Source organism: Streptomyces sp. NPDC026062, from assembly GCF_055568375.1.
The window spans coordinates 1-23,422 of the sequence record NZ_JBVHOQ010000038.1; the positions used below are offsets into that span (position 1 = coordinate 1).

Here is a 23,422-nt window from a genome sequence, read left to right on the forward strand (position 1 = left end):
TGCCCCACACCCAGCGGGCCAGAAACCGGGCCGAACTCGCTACTGAAACCCGCAGGTTCTTCCACCGCCGACAGCGCCAGCCCCACATCGTCACCAGCTACTTCAAAGCCCCGCACGTCCGATACGTCCTCGACGAGTGAACCCAATGAGTTTCTGATCAATAGCCGCCGGGGAAATCCGGTCCCGCCCGTATCCTCCTTCTGCTGCCGGAGAACTGAGGTTTCGCCCGTACTCATCTGGCGGGGGCGGACGGCGACGGACCGGTCGGCACAGCCCCGCCCACCGGTGGGCCGACCGGATCGGAGCGGATGACTCCGCTGCTCCCCGATCGCCGCGGACAGCGCGGAACCTCCGGCGGCGGCGGTCGTCCGCCGCGGCCGGAGGCTGCTGGATGGCCCTCGCGCCCTCGCGGGGCGGTCAGGCTGCCTTGCGCGTGCGGCCTGCCGCCACCTCGCGGATCAGCTCGGCATACCGCCGGCCGCTGCTCTTGACGGTGCGGCGCTGCGTCGCGTAATCGACGTGGACCAGACCGAACCGCTTGTCGTAGCCGTACGCCCACTCGAAGTTGTCCAGCAGCGACCAGGCGAAGTACCCGGCGAGCGGGGCGCCCTTGCGTACGGCGCGGGCACAGGCGGCGAGGTGCTCCTCCAGGTACCGGGTCCGCTCCGGGTCGTGCACCGAACCGTCGGCGAGGACGACGTCCCGGTACGCGGAGCCGTTCTCGGTGACGTAGAGGCGCTGGACACCGTACTCCTCGGTCAGACGCAGGAGCAGCTGCTCCAGCCCCTGGGCGTGGACCTCCCAGTCCATGTGGGTGTGGCGGGAGCCGGGCAGGTAGACCTGTTTGGCGTGCGGGACGGGTCCGGTGGGGTCGGCGGTGACGACCTGGCGGAAGTAGTAGTTCACGCCCATCCAGTCGAGCGGAGCCGAGATGAGCTCCATGTCGCCTTCTTGGACCGGGAGTTCGACTCCGTACAGATCGACCATGTCCTGCGGGTAGCCACGCCCGAGGATCGGGTCGAGCCACCAGCGGTTGGTGTGCCCGTCGCCCCGCACCGCCGCGGCCCGGTCCGTCTCGCGGTCGGTGGCGGCCTCCACCGGGCTGAGGTTGTTGACGATGCCGACGCGGGCGTCCGGCGACGCCGCCCGTATCGCCTGTACGGCGAGGCCGTGTCCGAGGTGCAGGTGGTAGGAGGCCCGGACGGCGGCGGTCAGGTCGGTGAGACCCGGCGCCATCGTGCCCTCCAGATGGCCGATCCAGGCCGAGCAGAGCGGCTCGTTGAGGGTGGCCCAGTCCTTGACCCGGTCGCCGAGGCGGTCCACGACGACGGAGGTGTACGCGGCGAAGTGCTCGGCGGTCTCGCGGACGGTCCAGCCGCCGCGGTCCTGGAGCGCCTGCGGGAGATCCCAGTGGTAGAGCGTGGCGAACGGGGTGATCCCGGCGTCCAGCAGACCGTCGACGAGGCGGTCGTAGAAGTCGAGACCGGCCGCGTTGACCGGGCCGTCGCCGGCCGGGACGATCCGGGGCCAGGCGAGGGAGAAACGGTACGCGCCCGCCCCCACCTCCTTGATCAGGGAGATGTCCTCGGGGACCCGGTGGTAGTGGTCGCAGGCCACGTCGCCGGTGTCGCCGCCGGCCACCTTGCCCGGGGTGTGGGAGAACGTGTCCCAGATCGACGGCGCGCGGCCGTCCTCGGCCACGGCCCCCTCGATCTGGTACGCGGCTGTGGCGACGCCCCAGGTGAAGTCGGCCGGGAGGGCACTGAGGTCGTTCACGGACTTCCTTTCCGAAATGGTCACTTGACGGCCCCCGCGGTGAGACCGGCGACCAGGTAGCGCTGGAGGAGCAGGAAACCGGCGACGATCGGCACACTGACGACGAGCGAGGCGGCCATGACCTGGTTCCAGTAGACGTCGTTCTGCGTGGCGTAGCCCTGGAGTCCGACGGCGAGTGTGCGGGTGGTGTCGTTGGTCATGACGGAGGCGAAGAGCACCTCACCCCAGGCCGTCATGAACGCGTACACGGCGACGGCGACGATGCCGGGTACCGCGGCGGGCACGACGACCCGGAACAGCGCGCCGAGCGGTCCGCAGCCGTCGACCAGCGCCGCTTCGTCCAGATCCCTGGGGATGGAGTCGAAGTACCCGATGAGCATCCAGATCGAGAACGGCAGCGAGAACGTCAGATAGGTGAGGATCAGTCCGCCGCGCGAGCCGTACAGCGCGATGCCGGTGCTGTTCCCGATGTTGACGAAGATGAGGAACAGCGGCAGCAGGAAGAGGATGCCCGGGAACATCTGGGTGGAAAGCACCGTGACGGTGAAGACCCGCTTGCCGCGGAACTTGTAGCGGCTGACGGCGTACGCCGAGAACACCGCGATGATCACCGAAAGGACCGTCGCCGAGCCCGCCACGACCAGCGAGTTGACGAAGTACCGGGCGAGCGGGACGGTCTCCCAGATGTCGAAGTACGGCTTGACGGTCAGCCCCGACGGGATCCAGTGGAACTTCCCCGACACGTCCTGGAGCGGCTTGAGCGAGCTGCTGACCATCACATAGACGGGCAGAAGGACGAAGGCGGCCAGGAAGGTCAGGATGACGCGGCGCGTCCAGAGAAAGGACTGCGGTGCGGCCATCGGCGACCGGGACCGGGACCGTGATCTCGGTTTCGCCGTTCTCCGCAATGCGGCCGGCTGGGCATGGCTAGGCATCTGCACCCTTCCTTCCGCGCGAGGTGATGAGCAGGTAGACGGCCGTCACGAGCAGGAGGAACAGCAGCAGGAGCACGGACATCGCGGATCCGGTGCCGAAGTTCCAGGTGACGAACGACGATTGGTAGATGTGGATCGAGATGAGGTCCGCGTTCTCCGGCGCCCCTTTGCCGAACAGGACGTACGGGGTGTTGAAGTCGTTGAACGTCCACAGGAACAGGACGAGCACGAGGACCTGGTTGACCGGGCGCAGCGAAGGAAGGGTGATCTTGCGTATCTGCTGCCAGATGCCGGCGCCGTCGATGGAGGCGGCCTCGTACAGCTCGCGCGGGATGTTCTGCAGCCCCGCCATCACGATGAGGAAGGCGAAGGGCCAGCCCTTCCAGACCGAGACGATGATCAGCGCGTAGATGCTGTTGTCGCCGATCAGCCAGAACGACGGCTGGTCGGTGATCCCCAGCTGGTCGTGGAACACGTGGTTGACCAGGCCGTTGTCCCGCTGGAACATGAACGCCCAGGTGATGACGGCCGCGTACACGGGCAGGGCGTACGGGACGAGGAAGATCGCCCGCAGGAAGCCCCTGCCGCGGAAGTTCTCCTGCAGCATGATCGCTGCCGCGACACCGAACAGCCAGGCCAGGCCGACGGCGAAGAACGTGAAGACGCAGGTGACGAAGAACGAGTGGAGCAGTGCCTCGCCGATCGGGGCGTTGACGTCCACGGCGATGCGGTAGTTGTCGAGGCCGGACCAGGGCGCTCCGCCCCAGTTGTTGATGTAGAACTGCGTGAACTGGCGGAAGCTCATCACGATTCCGATGATCATCGGAATCACATGGACGAGGAGTTCGAGCAGGACGGCCGGCAGGAGCAGGAGATAGGGCAGTCCGCCCTGGCGGATCCGGTCGGGGATGCGCGGCAGTCTCCTGCGCGCACCCCCGGTGCCCCGGCTCGTCACCTTGTCGGACTTCTCCGCCCGGCTGTCGGTGGTGGTCACGGTGGCGGTCATGAGGAGTGCCTTACTGCTGCATCGTCTGCTGGGCCTTTTCGAGGCGCGCCTTGACGGAATCGGTGGTCACGGGGCGTCCGGCTGCGGCGTCGGCCCACAGCTCCTTGACCGCGGTGCCGACGGCCGTCTCGAACTGCGACTCGTTGGGCACCTGCGGCAGCGGGGCCGCGCTCTTGGCCAGCGTGTCGCGCAGGACCGCCAGGTCGGGCGCCGAGAACGCGGCGTCGGCCTGGGCGGTCTTGACCGGCGGGATGGAGCCGTAGGTCTTGTTGAGCAGCTTCTGCTCGGCGTCACTCGTCATGAACTTCACGAACTTCTTGGCGCCGTCGATGTTCTTGGTGTTCTTGAACACCGCCATGTTGATGCCGGCGACCATGGAGTTGGTGTTCTTTCCCTGGCCGGGAGTGCCGGAGGCGACGGGCACCGGAGCCGCGCCCCAGTCCTCGGGCTTCATGCCCTGGGAAGCGAAGGTGGAGGCGGCGGCCTGCCACAGAACCATGGCGGTCCTGCCCTTGGCGAAGTCCGTCAGGGACTGGTTCTGGGCGTATTCGGCGTTGCCCGGCGCGATGATCTTGTCCTTGGCCATGAAGTCGATGTACTGCTTCACGGCCGCGACGGCACCGTCGGAGGTGAACGTCGGCTTTCCCGCGGTGTCGAAGAAGTCCGCGCCGTGCTGCTGGGCCAGCACGAAGGTCTGGTGGATGTTGTTGGAGAGGTTGGCGCCCTCGGCACCCAGCCCCCACTTGCCGTCCTTGGACAGCTTCTTGCCGTCCGCGACCAGCTCGTCCCAGGTGGCGGGGGGCTTGGTGATGCCCGCTTCGGCGAAGCTCTTCTTGTTGTAGTAGAGGGCGTACGCGAGCGAGTACAGCGGCACCGCGGAGGGGTCCTTGCCCTCCGCGCCGGCCGAGGCGACCGCCGATTCGACGAAGCGGTCCCGGCCGCCGATCGCGTCGAAGTTCGCCTTGTCCCAGGGGAGCAGGGCCCCCGTCGCCTGGAGTGAGGCCGACCAGGTGTTGCCGATGTTCAGGACGTCCGGGCCCTGACCGGAGGTGGTGGCCGCGAGGATCCGGTTGAGCAGGTCGGCCCAGGGTACGACCTCCAACTTGACCTTGATGCCGGTCTGCTCCTCGAACTTCTTCAGCTCGGGGGTCAGGATCTTCTTGTCGGCCTCGATGCTGGGGCCCTGGTTGGAGGCCCAGTACGTGAGGGTCTTCGGGGATTCGTTGCTGCCGCCGCTCGACGACGTACCGCCTCCGCAGCCGGTGGCTCCGGCGGCTATGGAGATCGCGAGGGTGGCTGCTGCCGCGGCTCTGATGGTGCGCATGCGGGATGGCCCCTTTCCGGGGAGGAAGGCCGTGTACGAGAACCGAACGACCTTCAGTGCTTAATTTATGACGTGATTTAAGAGGTGAGAGAAGGTCGCGTCAAGTCCCGCGGTCGCGGTATGTTGCGGGAAGGGAAGGAGCCACATGGCTGAGCGCAACAGACGGACCGTGCGTGACCTGCGACGGGGCAACCGGGCGAGGGTATTGCAACGGTTGTATTTCGACGGCCCGCTGAGCCGCCAGGAGCTGGGCCCCGCCACCGGGCTGAGTTCAGGCTCCATCAGCAACGTGGTCGCCGAACTCGCCGCGGAGGGCCTTCTGGAGGAGGCCGGCGTCGTCGACTCCGACGGCGGCCGTCCGCGCACCCTGCTGCGCGTTGCCCCCGGAGGCGGCCTGCTGATCGGTATCGACATAGGTGAGACCCGGATCCGGGTCGAGCTGTTCGATCTCGCCCTCACCGAACTCGCCCGCACCGAACGCCTGCTGGCCCAGCACGGCTACGACGTCGACCGCATCGTCGGCCATGTCCGCAGCGGCGTCGCCGATGTCCTGCGGGACGCCGGAGCCGATCCGCACCGGCTTCTCGGTATCGGGATCGGCGTCCCCGGCATCATCGAGCGGGACGCACCCGACGGTGCGGTCGGCGATGTGGGCTCCGTCGTCCACGGCCAGACCATCGACTGGAGCGCCGTCCCCTTCGAACGGCTGCTCCGCGACGCCGTCCGGGTCCCGGCGGAAGTCCCGTTCTTCATCGACAACGGTGCCAAGACACTGGGCCAGGCCGAGATGTGGTTCGGCGGCGGACGCGACGCGGGGGCCTCGGCCGTCGCCCTCATCGGCTCCGGCGTCGGCGCCTGCGTCAACCACGGAGATCTGCTCGACGAGGACCGAAGCAGCATGGCCCTCGAATGGGGCCACACCACCGTGCAGCTGCGCGGCCGCCGCTGCCGGTGCGGCTCGATCGGCTGCCTGGAGGCGTACGCGGGTGCCGAGGCCATGCGCGAGCGCTGGCACGAGGCGGGCGGCCCGCTGCCCGCCGACACCGACGACGAGACCGCGCTCGCGGCGCTGCTGGCCGCCGCCTACCCGGCCGACGGCGGCGAACCCGACCCGCTGGCGCTCTCGGTCCTCGACGAGACGGCCGAATGCCTCGGTGCGGCGCTGGGCGATCTGATCAACCTCTTCCTGCCCGAGCGCATTCTGCTCGGAGGCTGGGCGGGCTTGCTGATCGCACCGCGTCTGCTGCCCGACATCCGCCGCTACGCGCAGGAGTACGCCCTCCGCCACGCCGCTGCCCGCACCACGATCGAGATGGGCCGCCTCGGCCCCGACGCGGTGACCGTCGGCGCCGCGACGCTCCCGCTCTCCGACTTCCTGGCCCGGGGCGGCAGCCGCCCGGCCCCCGAGCCCCGGCCCGCCACCCCGGCGGGATTCCGTACCGCCGCCGACATGGTCCGGAACCGGGAGCGCCCACGTACGGCGTCGGACGCGGCGGGGTGAGGCGGCGCGAGGGGGCAGGGGTGCGTGCCTCCGGCCGGGTTGGGGGCTGCGGCGCGTTCCCCCCGGTCAGGACGAGGGCTGAGGCGCGTCCCTCCGGTCAGGACGAGGGCTGAGGCGCGTCCCCCCGGTCAGGACGAGGGCGACGAGCGGGAGACGGGACGCCACTCGCCCGGCCAGGTGACCTCCCGGGCCACCGCTCCGGGCACGCCCAGACTCGCCCGGGCGAGCTCCACGTACCGGGTGCGGGCGTCGCGGAATTCCTGGAAGGCCTGGTCCCAGTTCTGCTCGGCCTCCATGGTGACCCCCCGGACGAGGCACTCCAACCGCCACAGGCAGTGGTCCACCGTCTTGGACGCGGTGTTTGCCCCGGTGTCGCCGAGAAGCCCGAGCGTCTCGGACAGCGCCGACCGGCGGGCCTCCAACTCGGCCAGTTCGGAAAGGACTTCGGCCGTGGGTTCCAGCTCCATCGGCCCTGACACCAGGCCACGGGCCGCAGCGATCATGTTGTAGCGGGCCGCCAGCTCCTTCACGGCATGAGCGTATTCGGCGTAGGCGGTCAGGCGGCGCTCGTCCCACCGCACCGCCTGCTGCCTCCGCCACCGCGTCCGCTCGTTCAGGCTGCTCACGAGGAAGGACATGAGCGCGCCCAGGGCGACACCCACGAGGGGACGTATCCGTTCGGTCAGACTCAACAGGGACCCCGATCATGTGGCACGACGACCACCTGATCCTTTCCGGAGCTGCCGTGCGGCACAACACCCCATGGCCGCGGGACGGTCCTACGCCGAGTCCCGGACCACCAGCGCCGGTTCGAAGATCACCGATGTCGCGGCGCCGTCCGGCCTGGAGAGCCGTTCGATCAGCAGCCGGGCCATCTCGGCCGCCATCGCCTCGACCGGCTGGCGGACCGTTGTCAGCGGCGGCCGGCAGGCGGACGCCGCGCTGCTGTCGTCGAAACCGATCACCGCGACGTCCTCGGGCACCCGCTTGCCGTGCTCCCGCAGGACATGGCAGGCGCCCGTCGCCATCAGGTCGTTGGCCGCGAACACCGCGTCCAGGTCGGGGTGCTCCGCCAGTAGCCGTTCCATCGCGGCCTCGCCGCTCTCCTGGGTGAACTGCCCCTCGGCGATCGGGACATACGAATGCCCGCGTCCGGCCAGGGTGTCGCGGAACCCCGCCATCCGTTCCTGGCCCGCCGGTACGTCGAGCGGTCCGGTGATGGTCGCGATGCGCCGGCAGCCCCGGGCCAGCAGATGCTCGGCGGCCAGCCGTGCGCCGTCCTGGTGGGCGAGGTCGACATAGCTGATCCGGACCGGCCGGGCGGGCCGCGCGTACAGCACCGCGGGAAGCCCGGCGTCCGTGAGCATGGCGGGCAGCGGGTCCTCCGCGTGCGTCGAGACGACCAGTGCGCCGTCGGCGCTGCCCTGGCGCAGGAACGACACCACGTCCTCCCGCGCCTTTGACGTCTCGGCGAACATCAGGACCGGGTGCATGCCGCGCGGCCGGAGGTAGTTGACCACCCCGGTCACGACCCGGCCGAAGAACGGGTCGGCGAAGACCTGCGCGGTGAAGGACGGTCCGTTCTCCGGACCGGAGGTGTCTCCGGCCGGTCTGCCTTCGGCCGGTTCGGGTTCGACCCCCGCGCCCGACACGACCAGGGCGATGGCGTCGGTGCGCCGGGTCACCAGCGAGCGGGCCGCCCGGTTGGGCGCGTAGCCGGTGAGGGAGACCGCCCGGCGCACGGCCTCCTGGATTGCCGGGTCGACATTTCGTACGCCGTTGATGACTCGGGAGACAGTGGCGCGGGAGACACCGGCCGCCCTCGCCACGTCTTCAAGGGTGGGTGTACCGGCCGGTCGCGGATCATCCGTCATGCGTGCATTTATAGCACCATCGGAGAGCGCTCTCCTGGGTGATCCGGATCGTCGGCGGCATCCGTTCCGGCCGGGGGCCGCGAGGTGACCGCGGTCAGTGTCGCGGCGAGCGGCAGATCGCCGGCCGAACGGCCGCCCAGCAGGGTGAATTCACCGGCCTCCGTCTCCCAGCCGCGGCGCGTGGCCGACCAGTGGGCCAGAGCCCGTCCGGGCACCCGGACCACCGCGACCACGCTCTTCCCGGGCTCCGCCTCGACCGCCGCGTACCCGACGAGCCTCAGCGCAGGGCGCTCCACCGCCGTCCTGTTCCTGGCCAGATAGACCTGGACCACCTCGCGGCCGCGCCGCCGGCCCGAGTTGCGTACCCGTACGCGCAGGTCGAAGGGCTCCCCGCCCCGTACCTCCGCGGGCGCCGCCAGCTCCTCGTACTCCCAGCTCGTGTAGCCGAGCCCATGGCCGAACCAGTAGGCGGGCACGGCCCCGGAGCGCAGCCAGGCCGCGTACCCGATGTGCAGGCCTTCCTCGTAGTGGAGCCGGCCCCCGGCCGTCGGGGCGGTGCCGATCACCGGTACGTCGTCCTGGGCGGTCCCCCAGGTGGTCGGCAGCCGGCCGCCCGGTTCGGTCCGGCCGAACAGCATGTCTGCGATCCCGCCGCCGGCCTCCTGTCCGGGGAACCACGAGAGCAGCAGTGCGGGCACCCGGGTGTGCCAGGGAAGCGCGACCGGACCGCCCGAGTTCACCACGACGACCGTGCGCGGATTGGCGCGTGCCACGGCTCGTACGAGAGCGTCCTGGCCGTCCGGCAGTTCCAGGGTCGCCCGGTCGTGGCCCTCCGACTCGCTCTGCTCGGTCGTGCCCACGACCACCACGGCGACGTCCGCGGCGCGTGCTGCGGCCACGGCCTCGGCCAGGGAGGAGGCCGCGTCGCCGGACGGCGGAGCGGCGGCGAGAACCGTCGCCACACCCCAGCCCGGGGTGAGCGAGCGTCGCGCCACCACCTCCACCTCCCGACCCGCGACGAGCTCGGCCCGCGCGGTGCGCAGGGGCGGGGCCACGTGGACCCGGGTCGGATCGTCGCTGTCCGGCGGGAAGGTGCCGGACAGCACCTCCGTGCCGCCGACGGACAGCGAGAGGCTGCCCCAGCCGCCCACCGCCCAGGTCCATGGGCCGCCGGTGGCGGGGCGGACCACGGCCCGGATCTCCACGGCCGCGGCGCCCTCGGTCATGACGGATGGCTCGACGATCCGCCCGGACAGCCGGTGCTCGGCGTGGAGTTCGTGCCCGTCGGCGTCGAGCAGCCTGACCAGCACGCCCGGTTCCCCGTTGCGCGGATCGCTCGACATCTCGCGGGTGAGCGGCGCGGGCAGGGCGGACTCCGGCAGACCCCGGTGGTACGTCACGTTCGCCGAGCCCTTCAGCGCCTCCTCGATCCCGGCCAACGGGGTCACCACCGCGTCGGGGAACACCTCGGCGCTGCCTCCCCCCTGAATGCGTACCGCCATGGCATGCGTGCCGATGACCGCGACCGAGCGCAGCCGTGCCGGATCGAGCGGCAGCAGCCCCTCATCGTTGCGGAGCAGTACCGAACCGGCGGAGACGGCCCGGCGCAGCAGTGCGCGCCGCGCGCCGGGAGCGATCGCGGGCCGCCGCGCCGGCCGGGGCGATCCCAGCGCACCGACCTGCCGGGCGAGCCGGAAGAACCGCCGTACCTTGTCGTCGACCGTCTCGGGGGAGACCAGGCCGTGTTCCAGTGCGGTGAGCAGGCCTGCCGCCCACGGGCCGTCCGGCCCCGGCATCGCCAGGTCCTGCGCGGAGCGCGCCGTGTCCAGGAGCGTGCGCACACCGCCCCAGTCCGAGAGCACGGGTCCCTCGAATCCCCAGCTTCCCTTCAGCGGGTGTTTCAGCAGCGGAGACGCGGACATGGTGACGCCGCCGACCTTGTTGTACGCCGACATGACCGCACGGACACCGGCCGCCACCGCCGCCTCGAACGGGGCGAGATAGACCTCGTGAAGTGTCTGTTCGTCCATGCGGACGTCGACATTCAGCCGGTCCGTCTCGGCGTCGTTGGCCACGAAGTGCTTGGCGGTGGCGGCGACTCCACCGGACTGGATGCCCTTGATGAGGGCTGCGCCGGTCCGGCCGGTGAGGAGCGGGTCCTCGGAGAAGCACTCGAAGTGCCGGCCGCCCAGCGGGGACCGGTGCAGGTTCAGTGTGGGGGCGAGGAGGACGTCCACCCCTTTGCGCCGGGCCTCCGCGGCGAGCAGCACGCCGAGATCCGTGAGCAGGAGATCGTCCCAGGACGCGGCCAGAGCCGTCGGGGAGGGCAGGGCGAGCGATGTCCGCCGCTCGTCCCAGCTCTCGCCGCGCACTCCCGCGGGCCCGTCGGAGAAGGTGAGGGCGCGTAGCCCGACGGCCGGTTCGGCATGCGTACGCCAGGTGCTCGCGCCGGTCAGCAGGCGCACCTTCTGTGCCGCGTCGAGCTTCTCCAGCAGCGGATCGATCTCTTCGTCCGTCATGACGGCCCTGCCCTTCAGCTCCGAGCCCTCACGATCGGAGAGCGCTCTCCCAGTCTGTCGCGCCCAGCGTCGCTGGCCGACGCCGACCATGTCAATGGGGAACGGGTCCGGGCGCGAGCGACCGCGGAAGGCCCTGCGCAGGCTGTGGCCGGAACTCGCTGTGCTCTTGTCATCACCCGTTGTCTGCACATAAGTTGACCGCTTGCGACGTGTCCAACTGCCTGTGGGGGAGCCAAGATCATGGCCGCGAACGGACGGCACCGCAGATATCAGCCCAGCCGCATCAACCGTGCTTCGCTGACGGTCACGGCGGGCGGTGCGGGTCTTGCGCTCCCACTGCTCACCGCCGCGTCGGCCGGTGCGGCGTCAGGCGATGTCTGGGACAAGGTCGCCGCGTGCGAATCCACGAGCAACTGGAACATCAACTCGGGCAACGGCTACTTCGGCGGGCTTCAGTTCACCCGGTCGACCTGGGCGGCCTACGGCGGGGCGGTCTACGCCCCGCGCGCGGACCTGGCCACCAGGGCCCAGCAGATCGCCATCGCGGAGAAGGTCCTCGATGCCCAGGGTCCGGGTGCCTGGCCGGCCTGTTCCGGGAAGGCAGGGCTGACACGGGACGGTGACGGCCCCGGTGTCAGCCCGCAGGCCGAGCGGACGGCCGGGGTCTCGACGCCGAAGAAGGCCGATCCCCGGGCCTCGGCCGGGGCCGGGACGAAGAAGGCGTCGGCACCGGCCACGCCGACAACGGTGCCGGGAAAACGCGACTCGTACACCGTGGCGAGCGGGGACTCGCTCTCCGCGATCGTGGCGGACCGCCGCCTGGAAGGCGGCTGGCAGCGGCTCTACTCCGCGAACCGCGAGATCGTCGGTGACGACCCGGATCTGATCTTCCCGGGGCAGCGCCTGAGCCTCGGCGTGACACGGACCGCGGGTACGGTCACCGGTGCCACGCCGAAGGCGGATGCCGAGCCGGAGCCGAAGGCCAGGGAAAAGGCGTCGCCCGCCCCGAAGAAGACGGCGCGGCCCGAGCGGAAGCAGCCGGCCCAGCCCGCGCGGCAGGCGAAGCCCCAGCAGACCGCCCGGCCCGAGCAGACTCAGCAGGCGAGGCCGAAGCCGAAGCAGACCGAGACCCACAAGACCGAGACCCACAAGACCGAAACCCACAAGGCTGAGACCCGCAAGGCAGCCAGCCCCAAGACGGAGGCCCGCAAGACCGAGCGGGCGGAGAAGCACTCCGGGCTCACCGCCCCCGTGGCGGCGAGTACCGGCACTCCGTACCACCAGGCGGGTTCCTGGTCCAGCGGCTACCACACGGGGGTCGACTTCCCCGTGCCCACCGGCACCTCGGTGAAGGCGGTGGCGCCCGGCACGGTCGTCGCGGCGGGCTGGGGCGGGGCGTACGGCTACCAGGTCGTGATCCGGCACGGTGACGGCAAGTTCAGCCAGTACGCGCACTTGTCTTCGCTTCTGGTGCGCTCCGGCCAGCACGTCGGCGGCGGGCAGCGTATCGCTCGTTCCGGCGCCACCGGCAACGTCACGGGGCCGCACCTGCACTTCGAGATCAGGACCGGACCGGACTACGGCTCCGACGTCGATCCGCTCGCCTACCTCCGGGCGGGCGGCGTCAGGGTCTGAACGAGGCGACGGGGCGGTCACCTGTGGGGGCAGCGGAAGCGGTGGGCCCCGAGGAGGGCACGCCCTTGCGCGCGGCGCCGCGGCGCGGCCGTGGATCCCGTCCGAACTCCGTCTGCCCCACCCGGCGCTCCAACGGCGGCCGTACGGGAAACGGCACCGGGGCGGGAAACGTTTCTGCGGCTGCTGTCGGCGGCATCGGGCCCAGGGGTTCGGCGAAGGTCACCACGGTCGGTGACGTCGGCCGGGCCCGTGCGTCCTCCGGTTCCGGCAGCGCGCCTGCCGGTTTCGGCGGTGCGTCCACCGTTTCCGTCACCGAGGCCACCGGTTCCGGCACCGCGCCCGTCAGGTCCGTCACCGAGACCATCGGTTCCGGGAGTGCGCCCGCCGGGTCCGGCGAGCCGGCGGGCCCGGCGAAATCCCGCGCGTCCTCGCCGGACGCGGGGCCGGGGATGCCGGAGGTCCCGGCCGCCGTCACCGGGCCCGGTGACGGCGCGACGACGGTGGCGCCGCCCGAGGCCCTGACCTCACGGGGTGCGGCCCGCGGACCCTCGTCGCATCCGGGTGTCCGCTGATTCTCTCGGCGCTCCGCGCTCATCCGCTCCGTGGTGAGCATGATCAGTCCGCCGGCCGCGACGGCTCCGCAGACGAGGGCGAGCATCGTGCCCGCGGTGCCGTGCCGGAACTGCTCACCGAACAGTGTGATGCCGACCGCGGCTGCCACCACCGGGTTCACGACGGTCACCGTGGCCAGCGGTGCGGTCAGCCCCGCACCTCGGTACGCGGCCTGGGACAGCAGCAGCCCGGCGCCCGCGAGCGCGGCGATCACCAGCAGCGTCGGCAGGCCCGCGCCCACCGCGCCCGAAGTCCACTGCATGGCCACGGTCTTGGTGAACACCGAGGCGATACCGAAGGCGACACCCGCGGCGCCGGCCAGGACCACGCTGCGTATCACCGGCCGGGGGATGGCCTTCGCGACCAGCATGAGGACGGCCACGGCGCCGAACGTCACCATGGCGAGCATGAGTTGCCGTGGACCGCCCAGGGAGTGCGCATCGGAACTTCCGGTCAGGGCAAGCAGCCCGGCCAGTCCCACGGTTGCCATGACCGCGCCGCGCCAGGCGGTCGCCCCGGCCTTGCGGCGTACGAAGAGGGCGGCCATCGGCAGGGCGAAGACGATGGTCAGGGCGCCCAGCGGCTGTACGAGGCTGAGCGGACCGTACGCCAGCGCCACCACGTGCAGCACCGCGCCCACGCCGTTCAGCGCCACCGCCGCCCACCAGACCCGGTCGCGCAGGGGGGCGAGTGAGCGGCCGTCGGAGGAGGTGGCCACGCGCTCCTGGACTATCGCCCCGGCCGCGTAGGCGACCGCGGAGACCAGCGACAGGAGCACGGACAGCGCGAGGGAACTCATGTACACCACGATCTCCCTTCAAAGCCGCCGCGTCGTCGTCCCTGAGACGGCGATTGGGCGTACTGCTTTGGTAGTACGGGAGTGGTCCCGGTGTCCTCCTCCCGACGGTAGTCCTCCCTGCGCCCGACGTCAGAACGATCATCCCGCACCGGTACGGTGAACCGCGAGCCGCGGCACTGCGGGTGTTCTCGGAATGACACCGGGTGGCCGGCCGGGCAGGAGACGGCAGGACCATGGAGGAGCACGAGGAAGCGGGCCCGGGAGCGTTCTTCGCGTGGCGGGACGCTCCGGCGCCGGGAGGGGGATACCTCGCCCTGGCACGCCTGTACGCCGGGGAGGACGCACTGCTCGCGGCCCGGATCGACACCGTCGCGGAGAGGCTCGGGACGGTCGAACGACGCGTGGCGGCCTCCGTCGCACATCTGGGGCTCGCCGCTCGGCTGTGGTCCACCGCGCTGGGCCCGGCGGTCCTCACCGGTGCCCTTCCCGGGCTGCGGGCCGACGTCCTCCACTGGAATCCACGGCTGCCCGCCCCGGACGACCTGTGGTGCGGTGGCGGAACCGTGGTTCCGGGTACGGCCGCCGGGATCCGGGAGGCCGTCCAGTACGGCCATCTCGTGCCGCTCGGTGAAGCGGTACGCCGGGACACCCCCGTGCCGGCCCGGCTGCTGTGGGGCAACGCCGGATCCGCGCTGGCGGGATCCGTGCGCCTGCTCGTCGCGTGGGCGGGCGCCCACGGCAGGCCGGACGTCGCCTCGCGCGCCCGTGCCCTGGCAGCGGAACTCTTCGACCACCCGGATCTGCGCGGCACGGGCCAACCGCACGGGCCGGGCTTCCGCAGGGGCACCTGCTGCCTCTACTACCGGGTGCCGGGCGGTGGGCTGTGCGGCGACTGCGTCTTCGACGAGGCCCCCCGACGGCCGTCAGGCCGCTCCGGCAGGGGGTGAGCGAGGCCGCCGGGACGGACAGGGCCGCCAGGGCGCGTGGGGTTTGCCGGGACGACGGACCGCCGGGGCCAGTGGGGTCACCGGGATGTGAGAGACGCGAGGGATGGGGGATGAGAGGGGCTCAGGAGCGTGGGCGGCAGAGCCTTTCGGGTCACTCTCGGGTGCGGCTCGGCACGTAGGGCGGCACGGGAGCGGCTGACGGGCTACGAAGTCGACGGAGAACGGTTCGTCTCTGCCACAGGAGCCCGGACATGCGGCATTCCACCGTGAGGACCATCGATGTGGGGCCCCGTGCCCGTGTCCCGGGGACGACCGGTGCCGCGCATGGTTCTTGATCTCGTCATCCTCGGACTGGTCATCAACGTCGGCCCCCTGCACAACAGCGCGTTCATCCTGCTGCTCTCCACGCCCCGGGGCGTACGCAAGGGGCTGGCTTTCGTGCTCGCCTGGCTCGGCTGCCTGGTCCTCGTGCTCGCCGTAGTGATCCTGCTGACCGGCGGCAAGCCGCCTGCCCCGCGCAGCGCGCCCTCCACGGCGGCCCTGGCGGTCAAACTGGCGCTGGGTGTCGGGATGGTCGTCTACGCGGAGCGGAAGCGGCGGCGGGGCAGCGTAACGCGACGCTCCCCGAAGTGGCTGTCGCGGCTGGACAACGCCTCACCGTGGACGGCGGCAGGTCTGGGCGTCGTCCTGCAGCCATGGGGCCTGGTCGCGGCGGGGGGCGCCACGGTCGTCCAGGCGCACATGTCCTCCGTCGGCTCCTACATGGCGCTGCTCGCCTTCTGCCTGCTCGCGAGCGCCGGCCTGTTGGTGATGCTGCTGTACACGACCTTCCGGCCCACGGAGGCCCGGCTGAAACTCGGCGCGCTCCGCGACTGGACGGAAAGTCATCAGGACCAGGCGATCGTGACGCTCGCCCTGCTGGCGGGGTTGTGGCTGGTCGCCAAGAGCCTCTACCAACTGGTCTGACCCGCGCTCCCTCCGTAGCCCCTTCGGACATGCGGGAAACCGGCGTGGCGATCCGGCCCGCGCCGTCGACCGCAGGGCTCCGACGTGGGCTCTTCCTGTTCCCCTCCGCTCCGCACACGGACTTGTCATGGACCTGGAACGGTCTGCTCACCTACGACCGCAAGGTCATCAAGCCCGGTGTGACGAGGGTCCGCGACGCCCAGCGGGCGCTGATCCGCGACGCATCGCAGGACGTCGTCGCGGGCTGCCCCGCGGCCTGACCTTTCCGGTCCGCCGCGGTCCGCCCCTGCGCGGGGCGGGCCGCAGCGGCCCGCCCGACCCCTTGACGCGGATCAACGGGGAACCAAGAACGATCGCGCTCTGACAACGTTGTCCAATGGGGTATTCCCATGCACCGGATCCCACGGCCGCGCCTGCGCGGCCCGGCGGCCGCACTCGCCGCCGCCGCGCTCCTGGGCGGTGTCCTCACCGGCGGAGCCACGGCCCAGGCCGCGCCCCGGACCGACGGCCGGCTGACCGACCTGGTCAACCCGTTCATCGGCACCCAGAACGAGGGCAACACCTACCCCGGCGCCTCCGTGCCGTTCGGCATGGTGCAACTCTCCCCGGACACCGGGCACAACACCGGGTACGACTACGGCGAGAACCACATCCGGGGCTTCTCCTCGGTCCATCTCTCCTGTGTCGGCTGCGGGTTGGGCGGCGACCTGCCCACGCTGCCCACCACCGGTGACGTCACCGAGACCGACTACGCCACGTACGCCGCCGAGTTCAGCCACGACGACGAGAAGGCGAGCCCCGGCTACTACAAGGTCGGGCTGAAGACCGGCATCGAGGCCGAACTCACCGCGACACGGCGCACCGGGGTCCAGCGCTACACCTTCCCGGCCACCGACAAGGCCAACGTCCTGCTCAACGCGGGCCAGTCGCTGCACCGCACCCTCTCGTCCGAGGTCGAGATCCTGGACAACCGGACCGTGCGGACCGCGATCAGGGCAGCGGCTTCTGCCAGGACACCAAGGCGTACACGGTCTACACCGTCACGCGCTTCGACCGGCCGTTCACCACATCCGGTACGTGGAACGGCGACACGGTCACCGAGGGATCGAAGAAGTCCTCGGCCACCGATGCCCGCAACGGCGCCTGGCTGCGCTTCGACACCACCGAGGACCGGACCGTCGAGGCCACCACGGCCCTGAGCTATGTCGACGCCAAGGGCGCCGCACTCAACCTCCGTGCCGAGGGCGGCCGCAGCTTCGACCGTGTCGAGCGCGCCGCGCAGCGTGAATGGGAGGACCGCCTCGAAGGTGTGCGGGCCCGGGGCGGCAGCGACGCACTCCGCCGCACCTTCTACTCGTCCCTCTACCGTTCCTTCCTCGCGCCCAACGTCGGCAGTGACGTCGACGGCCGCTACACCGGCTGGGACCAGAAGACCCACCGCGCCCAGGGATTCACCTACTACCAGAACTGGTCGCTCTGGGACACCTACCGCACCCAGGCACAGCTCCTCTCGCTGCTCGCCCCGCGTGAGTCGCGCGACATGGCCGTGTCCGTTCTGCGGATCGACGCCTAGAGCGGCTGGCTGCCCAAGTGGGGCTACGGCACGGTCGAGACCAACATCATGACCGGACCGCCCGTGAGGTCTGGGTCAACGGTCCGTACGCGTACTACAACGCCGACAAGTACAACCCGCAGAACGAGCCCGACCTCATCGCCCCGTACACCTATCTCTCGACCGGCCAGCCGTGGAAGACGACCGATGTGGTCCACGCGGCCCTGACGCTCTTCACCAACGGCCCCACCGGAATGACGGGCAATGACGACCTCGGCACCATGTCCGCGTGGATGGTGCTCTCCTCGACCGGGGTCTTCCCGGTCCAGCCCGGCACCGACACCTGGGGTCTGTCCACGCCCGCCTTCGAGCGCGTCGACCTCAGGCTCGACCGCCGGTACTACCCGCGTGGGTCGCTCACGGTGAGTGCCCCCGGGGCCTCGGACACCGACCGCTACATCCGGTCGGCACGGCTCGACGGCGCGCGGCAGTCGCGCACCTACCTCACCACGGACGACATCCGCTCGGCCCGCACGCTCTCCTTCACGGTGGGCGGCGAGCCGTCGGCCTGGGGGACCGCGCCCGGGGACGCTCCGCCCGCGCTGGGCTGACCGGCCGCCCGGTCCGAGGCCACCCGGCAGCTCTCCGGGCATGGATGTGGGGCGGGCGGCGTCCCGCCCGCCCCACGCTCTGCGCCTCAGCTGCTCAGCTCGAACTCGGCCCGGATGCGCTTGCCCACCGGCACCCGCTCGGCGGTCAGCCGGTCACAGATCGCCACGACGATCTCCATGCCGTGCCCGCCGGGGCGCGTCGGGTCGGGGGCGTAGAGCAGCGGGAGGGCCGTGCTGCTGTCGTACACCGTGACGCTGACGCGCTCGGCGGTCCCCTCCAGCTCCAGCAGATACGGGCCCTGGCTGTAACGGTCCGCGTTGGTGACCAGCTCGCTCACCGCCAGCATCAGATCGCTGCGGGTGTGCTCCCCGAACACCGCGAGCCATTCGGCGGCCAGCCGAGCCAGGAAACGGTCGGCCAGGGCCCGGGCCTGCGCGATGCAGCCGGGTTCGCCGTCGAACACCTCGGAGCTGTGCAGGACCTCGGTCGGCCTGTCTCCGTCGGGGCGGCCGGCCGGGAGGGAGGCGATCTGTTCGTTCATGTGCTCCCGCCAAGGCGACGCAGGGAAGGTCGTTGACCATGTCTCGGCGTCCGCCTACCCGGCAAAGGCCGTCCCACTCCGGGTAGAGGCCCACGGATCCTGGAGCTCACTCGGTCTCTCCCGACGGTGTGGTGACCGGACCGGGCGGGGTACGGACAGGTGGCTCCCCTTCGACGGGCAGGGTGAAGCGGACCCGGGTGCCGGCGGCAGGCGCCGGTTCGAGCTGGATGTGGCCCCCGTGGAACTCGACGATCTTGCGGCACAGGGCGAGACCGATGCCTGTGCCTCCGTACTCGTCGCGGCCGTGCAGCCGCTGGAAGATCACGAACACCCGCTCCGAGGACTCCGGCGCTATCCCGATGCCGTTGTCCGTGACCGTGAAGTGCCAGGTGTCGTCCTGACGCGTGCAGCCGACAACGATCCGGCACGGCACGCCGGGGCGACGGAACTTCACCGCGTTCCCGATCAGGTTCTGCCACACCATGGTCAGCGTCGTCGCGTCGCCGGTGATCTCGGGCAGCGGGCCGTCCCGGACCACCGTGGCCCCGGACTCCTCGACGACCAGCGCCAGATCGGCCAGCGCCCGGTCCAGGCAGCGGTCGAGCCCGACGGTCTGCCACTGGTCGTGGATCCGGCCCACCCGGGAGAACGTGAGCAGGTCGTTGATGAGCACCTGCATCCGCTTGGCACCGTCCACCGCGAAGTCGATGTACTGGTGCGCGCGGTCGTCCAGTTCGTGGGCGTACCGCTTCTCCAGGAGCCCGCAGAACGAGGCGACCTTGCGCAGCGGCTCCTGGAGATCGTGCGAGGCGACATAGGCGAACTGTTCGAGCTCGGCATTGGAGCGGCGCAGCTCCTGGGCCTGTCCGGCCAGCAATGTCTCGCGCTCGCGCGACTCGGCGAGCTCCTCGACGATGCGCCGGCGCATGTCCTCGACCGCCGCGGCGACCGCCCGGACGTCCGACGGGCCGCGTACCTCGATCCGGTTGCCGAACGCCCCGGCGCGCACCCGGTCCGATGCGGCGCTCAGCCGGCTCAGCGGCCGGCCCACCAGGCGGTGCAGCAGCAGACTCACCGAGATCACCGCCATCAGCAGGCAGACGACCAGGGCGAGCGCGACCTGGTCCCGGGTGGTTCGGGCCTCGTCGAGATCGGCGCGGGCCCGGTCGCGGGCGGTGTCGAGATGGGCCTGCTGAACGGCGTACAGCCGGCGCAGTGTGTCGAACCGGTCGTTGCTGCGCTGGATGGGCATCGAGGACTCCGATGCGGGACCGTTTCTGCGGACGGTGGCGATCAACGGCTCGGCGTGCTGGGCACGCCAGTCGCGAGCGGCCGCCGCGATCTTGTCCAGATCCTGGCCGAACGGCTCCTCGTCACCGACCAGCGCCCGGACCCGGTCCAGCCGCACACGCTCGGCCCGCATCCCCGCCTCGTACGGCTGAAGGAAGAAGTCGTCACCGGTGAGGGCGAAGCCGCGGACCCCCGTCTCCTGGTCGAGCAGGGCGTTCTGCAACTGGAAGGAGGAGGAGCGGGCCGGCTGGATGCGGTCCACCAGCTCGGTCGTCCGCTCGGATATCCGGGAGAGTACGAGACCGCCGGCCACCAGGGCGCCGCAGACGACGAGCACGAAGCCGCCGAGGATCAGATGAACCCGGTTCTGGACCGACAGACGTGCGACGAGACCCGGGCGGTGGGGATCGGTCGACGGGCGCGGACGGTTCACCGTCTGCCCCCGCCCGCCCAGCCCAGATGGAGCACGGCCACGTCGTCGGCGAGACCGCCGTACGGTGCCGCGGCCTCGGACGCCTCGGTGACCAGGGCATCGACGAACGGGCGGGCGGTGAGCGTCCCGTGCCTGCGGGCCATGGCCAGCAGGCCGTCCTCGCCCAGACGGGTCCGGGGTCCCGTGCGCCCTTCGAAGAGTCCGTCGGTGAACAGTACGATCCGCCCGTCCTCGGGCAGGGACACCTCGGTCGCGGTCCACCGGCCCGTGCCCGGCAGCACGCCCAGCGCGATCCCGGGATCCGGCTCCACCCAGCTCACCGCCGTACCGTCGCGCATCAGCAGTCCGGGGTGGCCGGCCCTGACGACCTCGGCCACGCCCTTCTCGGGCCGGAAGGCCAGCGAGGTGACCGTGGCGAAGACATGGGGGTCGGACCTCTCGGCGACCAGGATCTCCTCCAGGATGCGGATCAGGTCGAGAGGGCCGGTCGCGCACAGCACCGCCGTGCGCCAGGCCACCCGCAGACAGACCCCGAGCGCCGCCTCGGCCGCCCCGTGCCCCGACACATCACCGATCACCGCGTGCACCGTGCCGTCGGACGTCTGCACCACGTCGTAGAAGTCGCCGCTCAGCAGCGCGTGGGCCCGGCCGGGTTCGTACCGCGCCACCGCCTCGAAACCGTCGTCGTGCAGCAGCGGAACCGGCAGCAGACCCAGCTCCAGGCGGGCGTTCTCCTGAGCCATCAGCCGGTTGGCACGCAGCGCTCCCGCCGCGCGCTCCACCTGCTTGCGCTGGAGCGCGTAACGCACCGAGCGGCCCAGCACCTGCGGATCGAGCCGCCCCTTGACCAGGTAGTCCTGTGCGCCGGTCGCCACCGCCGACAGGCCGGTATCGGCCTCGGCCGTGCCGGTGAGCACCACGACAGCGGCGTCGGGCGCAGACTCCACGAGCTGGGTGACCGCGTCGAGTCCGTGCACATCGGGGAGATGCAGATCGAGCAGTACGCAGCACGGTGTACGGCTGCCGGCCAGGAAGCGGCGTGCTTCGGCCAGCGTCCTGCACCAGGTCAGTGCGGAGTCCAGCTCGCTGTCCGCGAGCGTCTCCTCCACCAGCAGCGCGTCCCCCGCGTCGTCCTCGACCAGCAGGATCACGGCGTTCACGTCCCACACCGAGCCGGTCCCCGCCGGGAGGGCGGAGTGCTGTGCGGGTACCGAGGCGAGGTGAGCCGGAAAGGTGTCCGGTCCGCCCGCAGGGAGCTCTGTCACATCCCACCCCCTCGCACGGACGGCGCCGGGCCCGCGCCGCGTCGCTTGCGAAGCATATGTGACCGAAGCGTGGAGGAAGCGGCCGGTGTGCGGGCCGGTCCGGGGGCGGTCTCACCGATACGGAGCAGCGCCGGGCGCATGGCAGACTTGACCGGGGCGTTCGCCACGAGGGACACATGACAGAGGAACGGCAATGACGGTGACAGAGGACAGCCCGGGGACCGAGCCCGGAATCGAGGAGTTCGGTCCCGGTATCGACCCGCAGCGGCTGGCCGTCTGCCTGAGTGTGCTCGACGAGCTCGACGCCATCGATGTCGACCACCCGGACGCCATCACGGTGCGCCGCGCCACCGCCGGTATCTACCGCACCGTGAAGCAGCGTCGCCGCCAGGAGCGCCGCGCCGCGAAGACGGCGCACGACAAGGCCGTGACCGAGGCGACCGCGACCGGCTCGGCCGAGCGCATCGACGACGAGACCCAGGGCGTTCTGCCGTCGTCCTCCGCCGCTTCCGAGATCGCGGGTGTCCTCCAGCGGCCCAGGTCCTGCTACATCTGCAAGACGCGATACGTCGAGGTCGACGCCTTCTACCACCAGCTCTGCCAGGACTGCGCACGCGAGAACCGCGCCCGGCGCGACGCCCGCACCGACCTCACCGGCCGTCGGGCGCTGCTCACCGGAGGGCGCGCCAAGATCGGCATGTACATCGCGCTGCGGCTGCTGCGCGACGGCGCGCACACCACGATCACCACCCGCTTCCCCAACGACGCGATCCGCCGCTTCAAGGCGATGGAGGACAGCGACGAGTGGATTCACCGCCTGAAGATCGTCGGCATCGATCTGCGCGACCCGGCGCAGGTCGTCGCGCTCGCCGACTCGGTCGCCGCCGAGGGGCCGCTGGACATCCTGATCAACAACGCCGCGCAGACGGTCCGCCGGTCGCCGCAGGCGTACAGCGAACTGCTCGGCGCCGAGTCCGCTCCGCTGCCCGCGGGGGAGCTGCCGGCCGCCGAGGTGATCGGCACCTACGGCAGCGGCTCCGTCGACCGTGTGGCCGCGCTGCCCGCCGCCCGCAAGGAGGGGCTGAGCGCGCAGGACGTCACCGAACTGGCCCTGGTGACCGGATCGGCTTCGCTGGAGCGCATTGCCGCCGGCACCGCGATCGACGCGGGCGGACTCGTCCCGGATCTGCATCACACCAACAGCTGGATCCAGACAGTTGACGAGGTCGAACCGATAGAGCTGCTGGAAGTCCAGCTCTGCAACTCCACCGCGCCGTTCATCCTGATCAGCCGGCTCCGCCCGGCGATGGCCGCGACCGCCGCCAAGCACTCCTATGTGGTCAACGTATCCGCGATGGAGGGCGTGTTCGGCCGGGGCTACAAGGGCGCGGGCCACCCGCACACCAACATGGCGAAGGCGGCGCTGAACATGCTGACCCGCACCAGCGCCCAGGAGATGTTCGAGAAGGACGGCATCCTGATGACCGCCGTCGACACCGGCTGGATCACCGACGAGCGCCCGCACCCCGACAAGATCAGGCTCGCCGAGGAGGGCTTCCACGCCCCGCTCGACCTGGTCGACGGTGCCGCCCGTGTCTACGACCCGATCGTGCGAGGCGAAGCGGGCGAGGCGATGTACGGCTGCTTCCTCAAGGACTACGCCCCCGCCAACTGGTAGGACGCCCGCCCACTGGCAGCACGCTCCGTGGTCACAGACCCGGTCCGGGAACTCTCCGGGCCGGGTCTTTTCCATGAGGGGTGGCTGAAAGTGACCCAGAGCACACGGTCCATCGAGCAGGGGAGCGCTCATTTGGTTACGCTGAGGGGAACGGACG

Annotated in this window: 17 protein-coding genes and 1 pseudogene; 7 read left to right on the forward strand and 11 right to left on the reverse strand. The window is 70.9% G+C overall.

Annotated elements, in window-relative coordinates:
- Positions 1-417: 417 nt before the first annotated feature.
- From ACZ4LX_RS28790 to ACZ4LX_RS28805, 4 genes are all read right to left on the reverse strand, one after another.
- Positions 418-1,776, reverse strand: coding sequence for a GH1 family beta-glucosidase (locus tag ACZ4LX_RS28790; RefSeq protein ID WP_467649888.1), 1,359 nt, complete (start codon positions 1,774-1,776; stop codon positions 418-420).
- Between the two features lie 20 nt (positions 1,777-1,796).
- The gene (locus ACZ4LX_RS28795; protein ID WP_467649887.1) at positions 1,797-2,636 is read right to left on the reverse strand and encodes a carbohydrate ABC transporter permease; all 840 of its coding nucleotides are present in this window, start codon (positions 2,634-2,636) and stop codon (positions 1,797-1,799) included.
- 67 nt (positions 2,637-2,703) lie between these two features.
- The gene (locus ACZ4LX_RS28800) at positions 2,704-3,717 is read right to left on the reverse strand and encodes a carbohydrate ABC transporter permease (RefSeq protein WP_467649886.1); all 1,014 of its coding nucleotides are present in this window, start codon (positions 3,715-3,717) and stop codon (positions 2,704-2,706) included.
- Positions 3,718-3,727: 10 nt separating this feature from the next.
- Complete coding sequence (locus ACZ4LX_RS28805) at positions 3,728-5,041, reverse strand: ABC transporter substrate-binding protein (RefSeq protein WP_467649884.1); 1,314 nt, start codon at positions 5,039-5,041, stop codon at positions 3,728-3,730.
- A 145-nt stretch (positions 5,042-5,186) separates the two neighbouring features.
- Between ACZ4LX_RS28805 and ACZ4LX_RS28810 the strand changes: the two genes are divergently transcribed.
- Positions 5,187-6,542, forward strand: coding sequence for an ROK family transcriptional regulator (locus ACZ4LX_RS28810; RefSeq protein ID WP_467649883.1), 1,356 nt, complete (start codon positions 5,187-5,189; stop codon positions 6,540-6,542).
- Positions 6,543-6,670: 128 nt separating this feature from the next.
- On the opposite strand, the gene ACZ4LX_RS28815 is transcribed toward ACZ4LX_RS28810, so the two are convergent.
- The 3 genes from ACZ4LX_RS28815 to ACZ4LX_RS28825 form a co-directional block, all read right to left on the reverse strand.
- Positions 6,671-7,234 (reverse strand): hypothetical protein, encoded by a 564-nt coding sequence (locus ACZ4LX_RS28815; protein ID WP_467649882.1) that lies wholly within the window; start codon positions 7,232-7,234, stop codon positions 6,671-6,673.
- Between the two features lie 87 nt (positions 7,235-7,321).
- On the reverse strand, positions 7,322-8,416 hold the full coding sequence (locus ACZ4LX_RS28820) for a LacI family DNA-binding transcriptional regulator (protein ID WP_467649881.1): 1,095 nt from the start codon (positions 8,414-8,416) through the stop codon (positions 7,322-7,324).
- Positions 8,417-8,424: 8 nt separating this feature from the next.
- On the reverse strand, positions 8,425-10,935 hold the full coding sequence (locus tag ACZ4LX_RS28825) for a glycoside hydrolase family 3 C-terminal domain-containing protein (protein ID WP_467649880.1): 2,511 nt from the start codon (positions 10,933-10,935) through the stop codon (positions 8,425-8,427).
- Positions 10,936-11,175: 240 nt separating this feature from the next.
- Here ACZ4LX_RS28825 and ACZ4LX_RS28830 point away from each other — a divergent pair, with 240 nt between their 5' ends.
- Positions 11,176-12,570: a transglycosylase family protein gene (locus tag ACZ4LX_RS28830; protein ID WP_467649879.1), complete on the forward strand. Its 1,395-nt coding sequence runs from the start codon at positions 11,176-11,178 to the stop codon at positions 12,568-12,570.
- Here ACZ4LX_RS28830 and ACZ4LX_RS28835 read toward each other — a convergent pair.
- The gene (locus tag ACZ4LX_RS28835) at positions 12,560-13,981 is read right to left on the reverse strand and encodes a DMT family transporter (protein WP_467649877.1); all 1,422 of its coding nucleotides are present in this window, start codon (positions 13,979-13,981) and stop codon (positions 12,560-12,562) included. The genes ACZ4LX_RS28830 and ACZ4LX_RS28835 overlap by 11 nt on opposite strands.
- Positions 13,982-14,214: 233 nt before the next feature.
- Between ACZ4LX_RS28835 and ACZ4LX_RS28840 the strand changes: the two genes are divergently transcribed.
- The 4 genes and pseudogenes from ACZ4LX_RS28840 to ACZ4LX_RS28855 all read left to right on the forward strand — a co-directional run bounded on the left by ACZ4LX_RS28840 (position 14,215) and on the right by ACZ4LX_RS28855 (position 18,057).
- Complete coding sequence (locus tag ACZ4LX_RS28840) at positions 14,215-14,928, forward strand: (2Fe-2S)-binding protein (RefSeq protein WP_467649876.1); 714 nt, start codon at positions 14,215-14,217, stop codon at positions 14,926-14,928.
- A gap of 324 nt (positions 14,929-15,252) precedes the next feature.
- Positions 15,253-15,894, forward strand: a complete 642-nt coding sequence (locus ACZ4LX_RS28845) for a GAP family protein (RefSeq protein ID WP_467649875.1) — start codon at positions 15,253-15,255, stop codon at positions 15,892-15,894.
- A gap of 29 nt (positions 15,895-15,923) precedes the next feature.
- On the forward strand, positions 15,924-16,154 hold the full coding sequence (locus ACZ4LX_RS28850) for a hypothetical protein (protein WP_467649892.1): 231 nt from the start codon (positions 15,924-15,926) through the stop codon (positions 16,152-16,154).
- A 129-nt stretch (positions 16,155-16,283) separates the two neighbouring features.
- Positions 16,284-18,057: pseudogene (locus ACZ4LX_RS28855) on the forward strand (GH92 family glycosyl hydrolase).
- An 86-nt stretch (positions 18,058-18,143) separates the two neighbouring features.
- Here the strand turns inward: ACZ4LX_RS28855 and ACZ4LX_RS28860 are convergent.
- From ACZ4LX_RS28860 to ACZ4LX_RS28870, 3 genes are all read right to left on the reverse strand, one after another.
- A complete protein-coding gene (locus ACZ4LX_RS28860) occupies positions 18,144-18,599 on the reverse strand; it encodes an ATP-binding protein (protein WP_467649874.1) in 456 nt (151 codons plus the stop codon).
- A gap of 106 nt (positions 18,600-18,705) precedes the next feature.
- Positions 18,706-20,322, reverse strand: a complete 1,617-nt coding sequence (locus ACZ4LX_RS28865) for a sensor histidine kinase (protein ID WP_467649873.1) — start codon at positions 20,320-20,322, stop codon at positions 18,706-18,708.
- Complete coding sequence (locus tag ACZ4LX_RS28870) at positions 20,319-21,491, reverse strand: PP2C family protein-serine/threonine phosphatase (protein ID WP_467649891.1); 1,173 nt, start codon at positions 21,489-21,491, stop codon at positions 20,319-20,321. Before ACZ4LX_RS28870 ends, ACZ4LX_RS28865 begins: the two co-directional genes overlap by 4 nt.
- Positions 21,492-21,780: 289 nt before the next feature.
- Between ACZ4LX_RS28870 and ACZ4LX_RS28875 the strand changes: the two genes are divergently transcribed.
- Positions 21,781-23,265, forward strand: a complete 1,485-nt coding sequence (locus ACZ4LX_RS28875; RefSeq protein ID WP_467649872.1) for an SDR family NAD(P)-dependent oxidoreductase — start codon at positions 21,781-21,783, stop codon at positions 23,263-23,265.
- The last annotated feature ends 157 nt before the right edge of the window (positions 23,266-23,422 follow it).

Coding starts and splice junctions, on each gene's coding strand:
- ACZ4LX_RS28795 (WP_467649887.1), bottom strand. CDS start 2,636: ATGGCCGCACCGCAGTCCTTTCTCTGGACGCGCCGCGTCATCCTGACC.
- ACZ4LX_RS28800 (WP_467649886.1), bottom strand. CDS start 3,717: ATGACCGCCACCGTGACCACCACCGACAGCCGGGCGGAGAAGTCCGAC.
- ACZ4LX_RS28805 (WP_467649884.1), bottom strand. CDS start 5,041: ATGCGCACCATCAGAGCCGCGGCAGCAGCCACCCTCGCGATCTCCATA.
- ACZ4LX_RS28810 (WP_467649883.1), top strand. CDS start 5,187: ATGGCTGAGCGCAACAGACGGACCGTGCGTGACCTGCGACGGGGCAAC.
- ACZ4LX_RS28820 (WP_467649881.1), bottom strand. CDS start 8,416: ATGACGGATGATCCGCGACCGGCCGGTACACCCACCCTTGAAGACGTG.
- ACZ4LX_RS28825 (WP_467649880.1), bottom strand. CDS start 10,935: ATGACGGACGAAGAGATCGATCCGCTGCTGGAGAAGCTCGACGCGGCA.
- ACZ4LX_RS28830 (WP_467649879.1), top strand. CDS start 11,176: ATGGCCGCGAACGGACGGCACCGCAGATATCAGCCCAGCCGCATCAAC.
- ACZ4LX_RS28835 (WP_467649877.1), bottom strand. CDS start 13,981: ATGAGTTCCCTCGCGCTGTCCGTGCTCCTGTCGCTGGTCTCCGCGGTC.
- ACZ4LX_RS28840 (WP_467649876.1), top strand. CDS start 14,215: ATGGAGGAGCACGAGGAAGCGGGCCCGGGAGCGTTCTTCGCGTGGCGG.
- ACZ4LX_RS28845 (WP_467649875.1), top strand. CDS start 15,253: ATGGTTCTTGATCTCGTCATCCTCGGACTGGTCATCAACGTCGGCCCC.
- ACZ4LX_RS28850 (WP_467649892.1), top strand. CDS start 15,924: ATGCGGGAAACCGGCGTGGCGATCCGGCCCGCGCCGTCGACCGCAGGG.
- ACZ4LX_RS28860 (WP_467649874.1), bottom strand. CDS start 18,599: ATGAACGAACAGATCGCCTCCCTCCCGGCCGGCCGCCCCGACGGAGAC.
- ACZ4LX_RS28875 (WP_467649872.1), top strand. CDS start 21,781: ATGACGGTGACAGAGGACAGCCCGGGGACCGAGCCCGGAATCGAGGAG.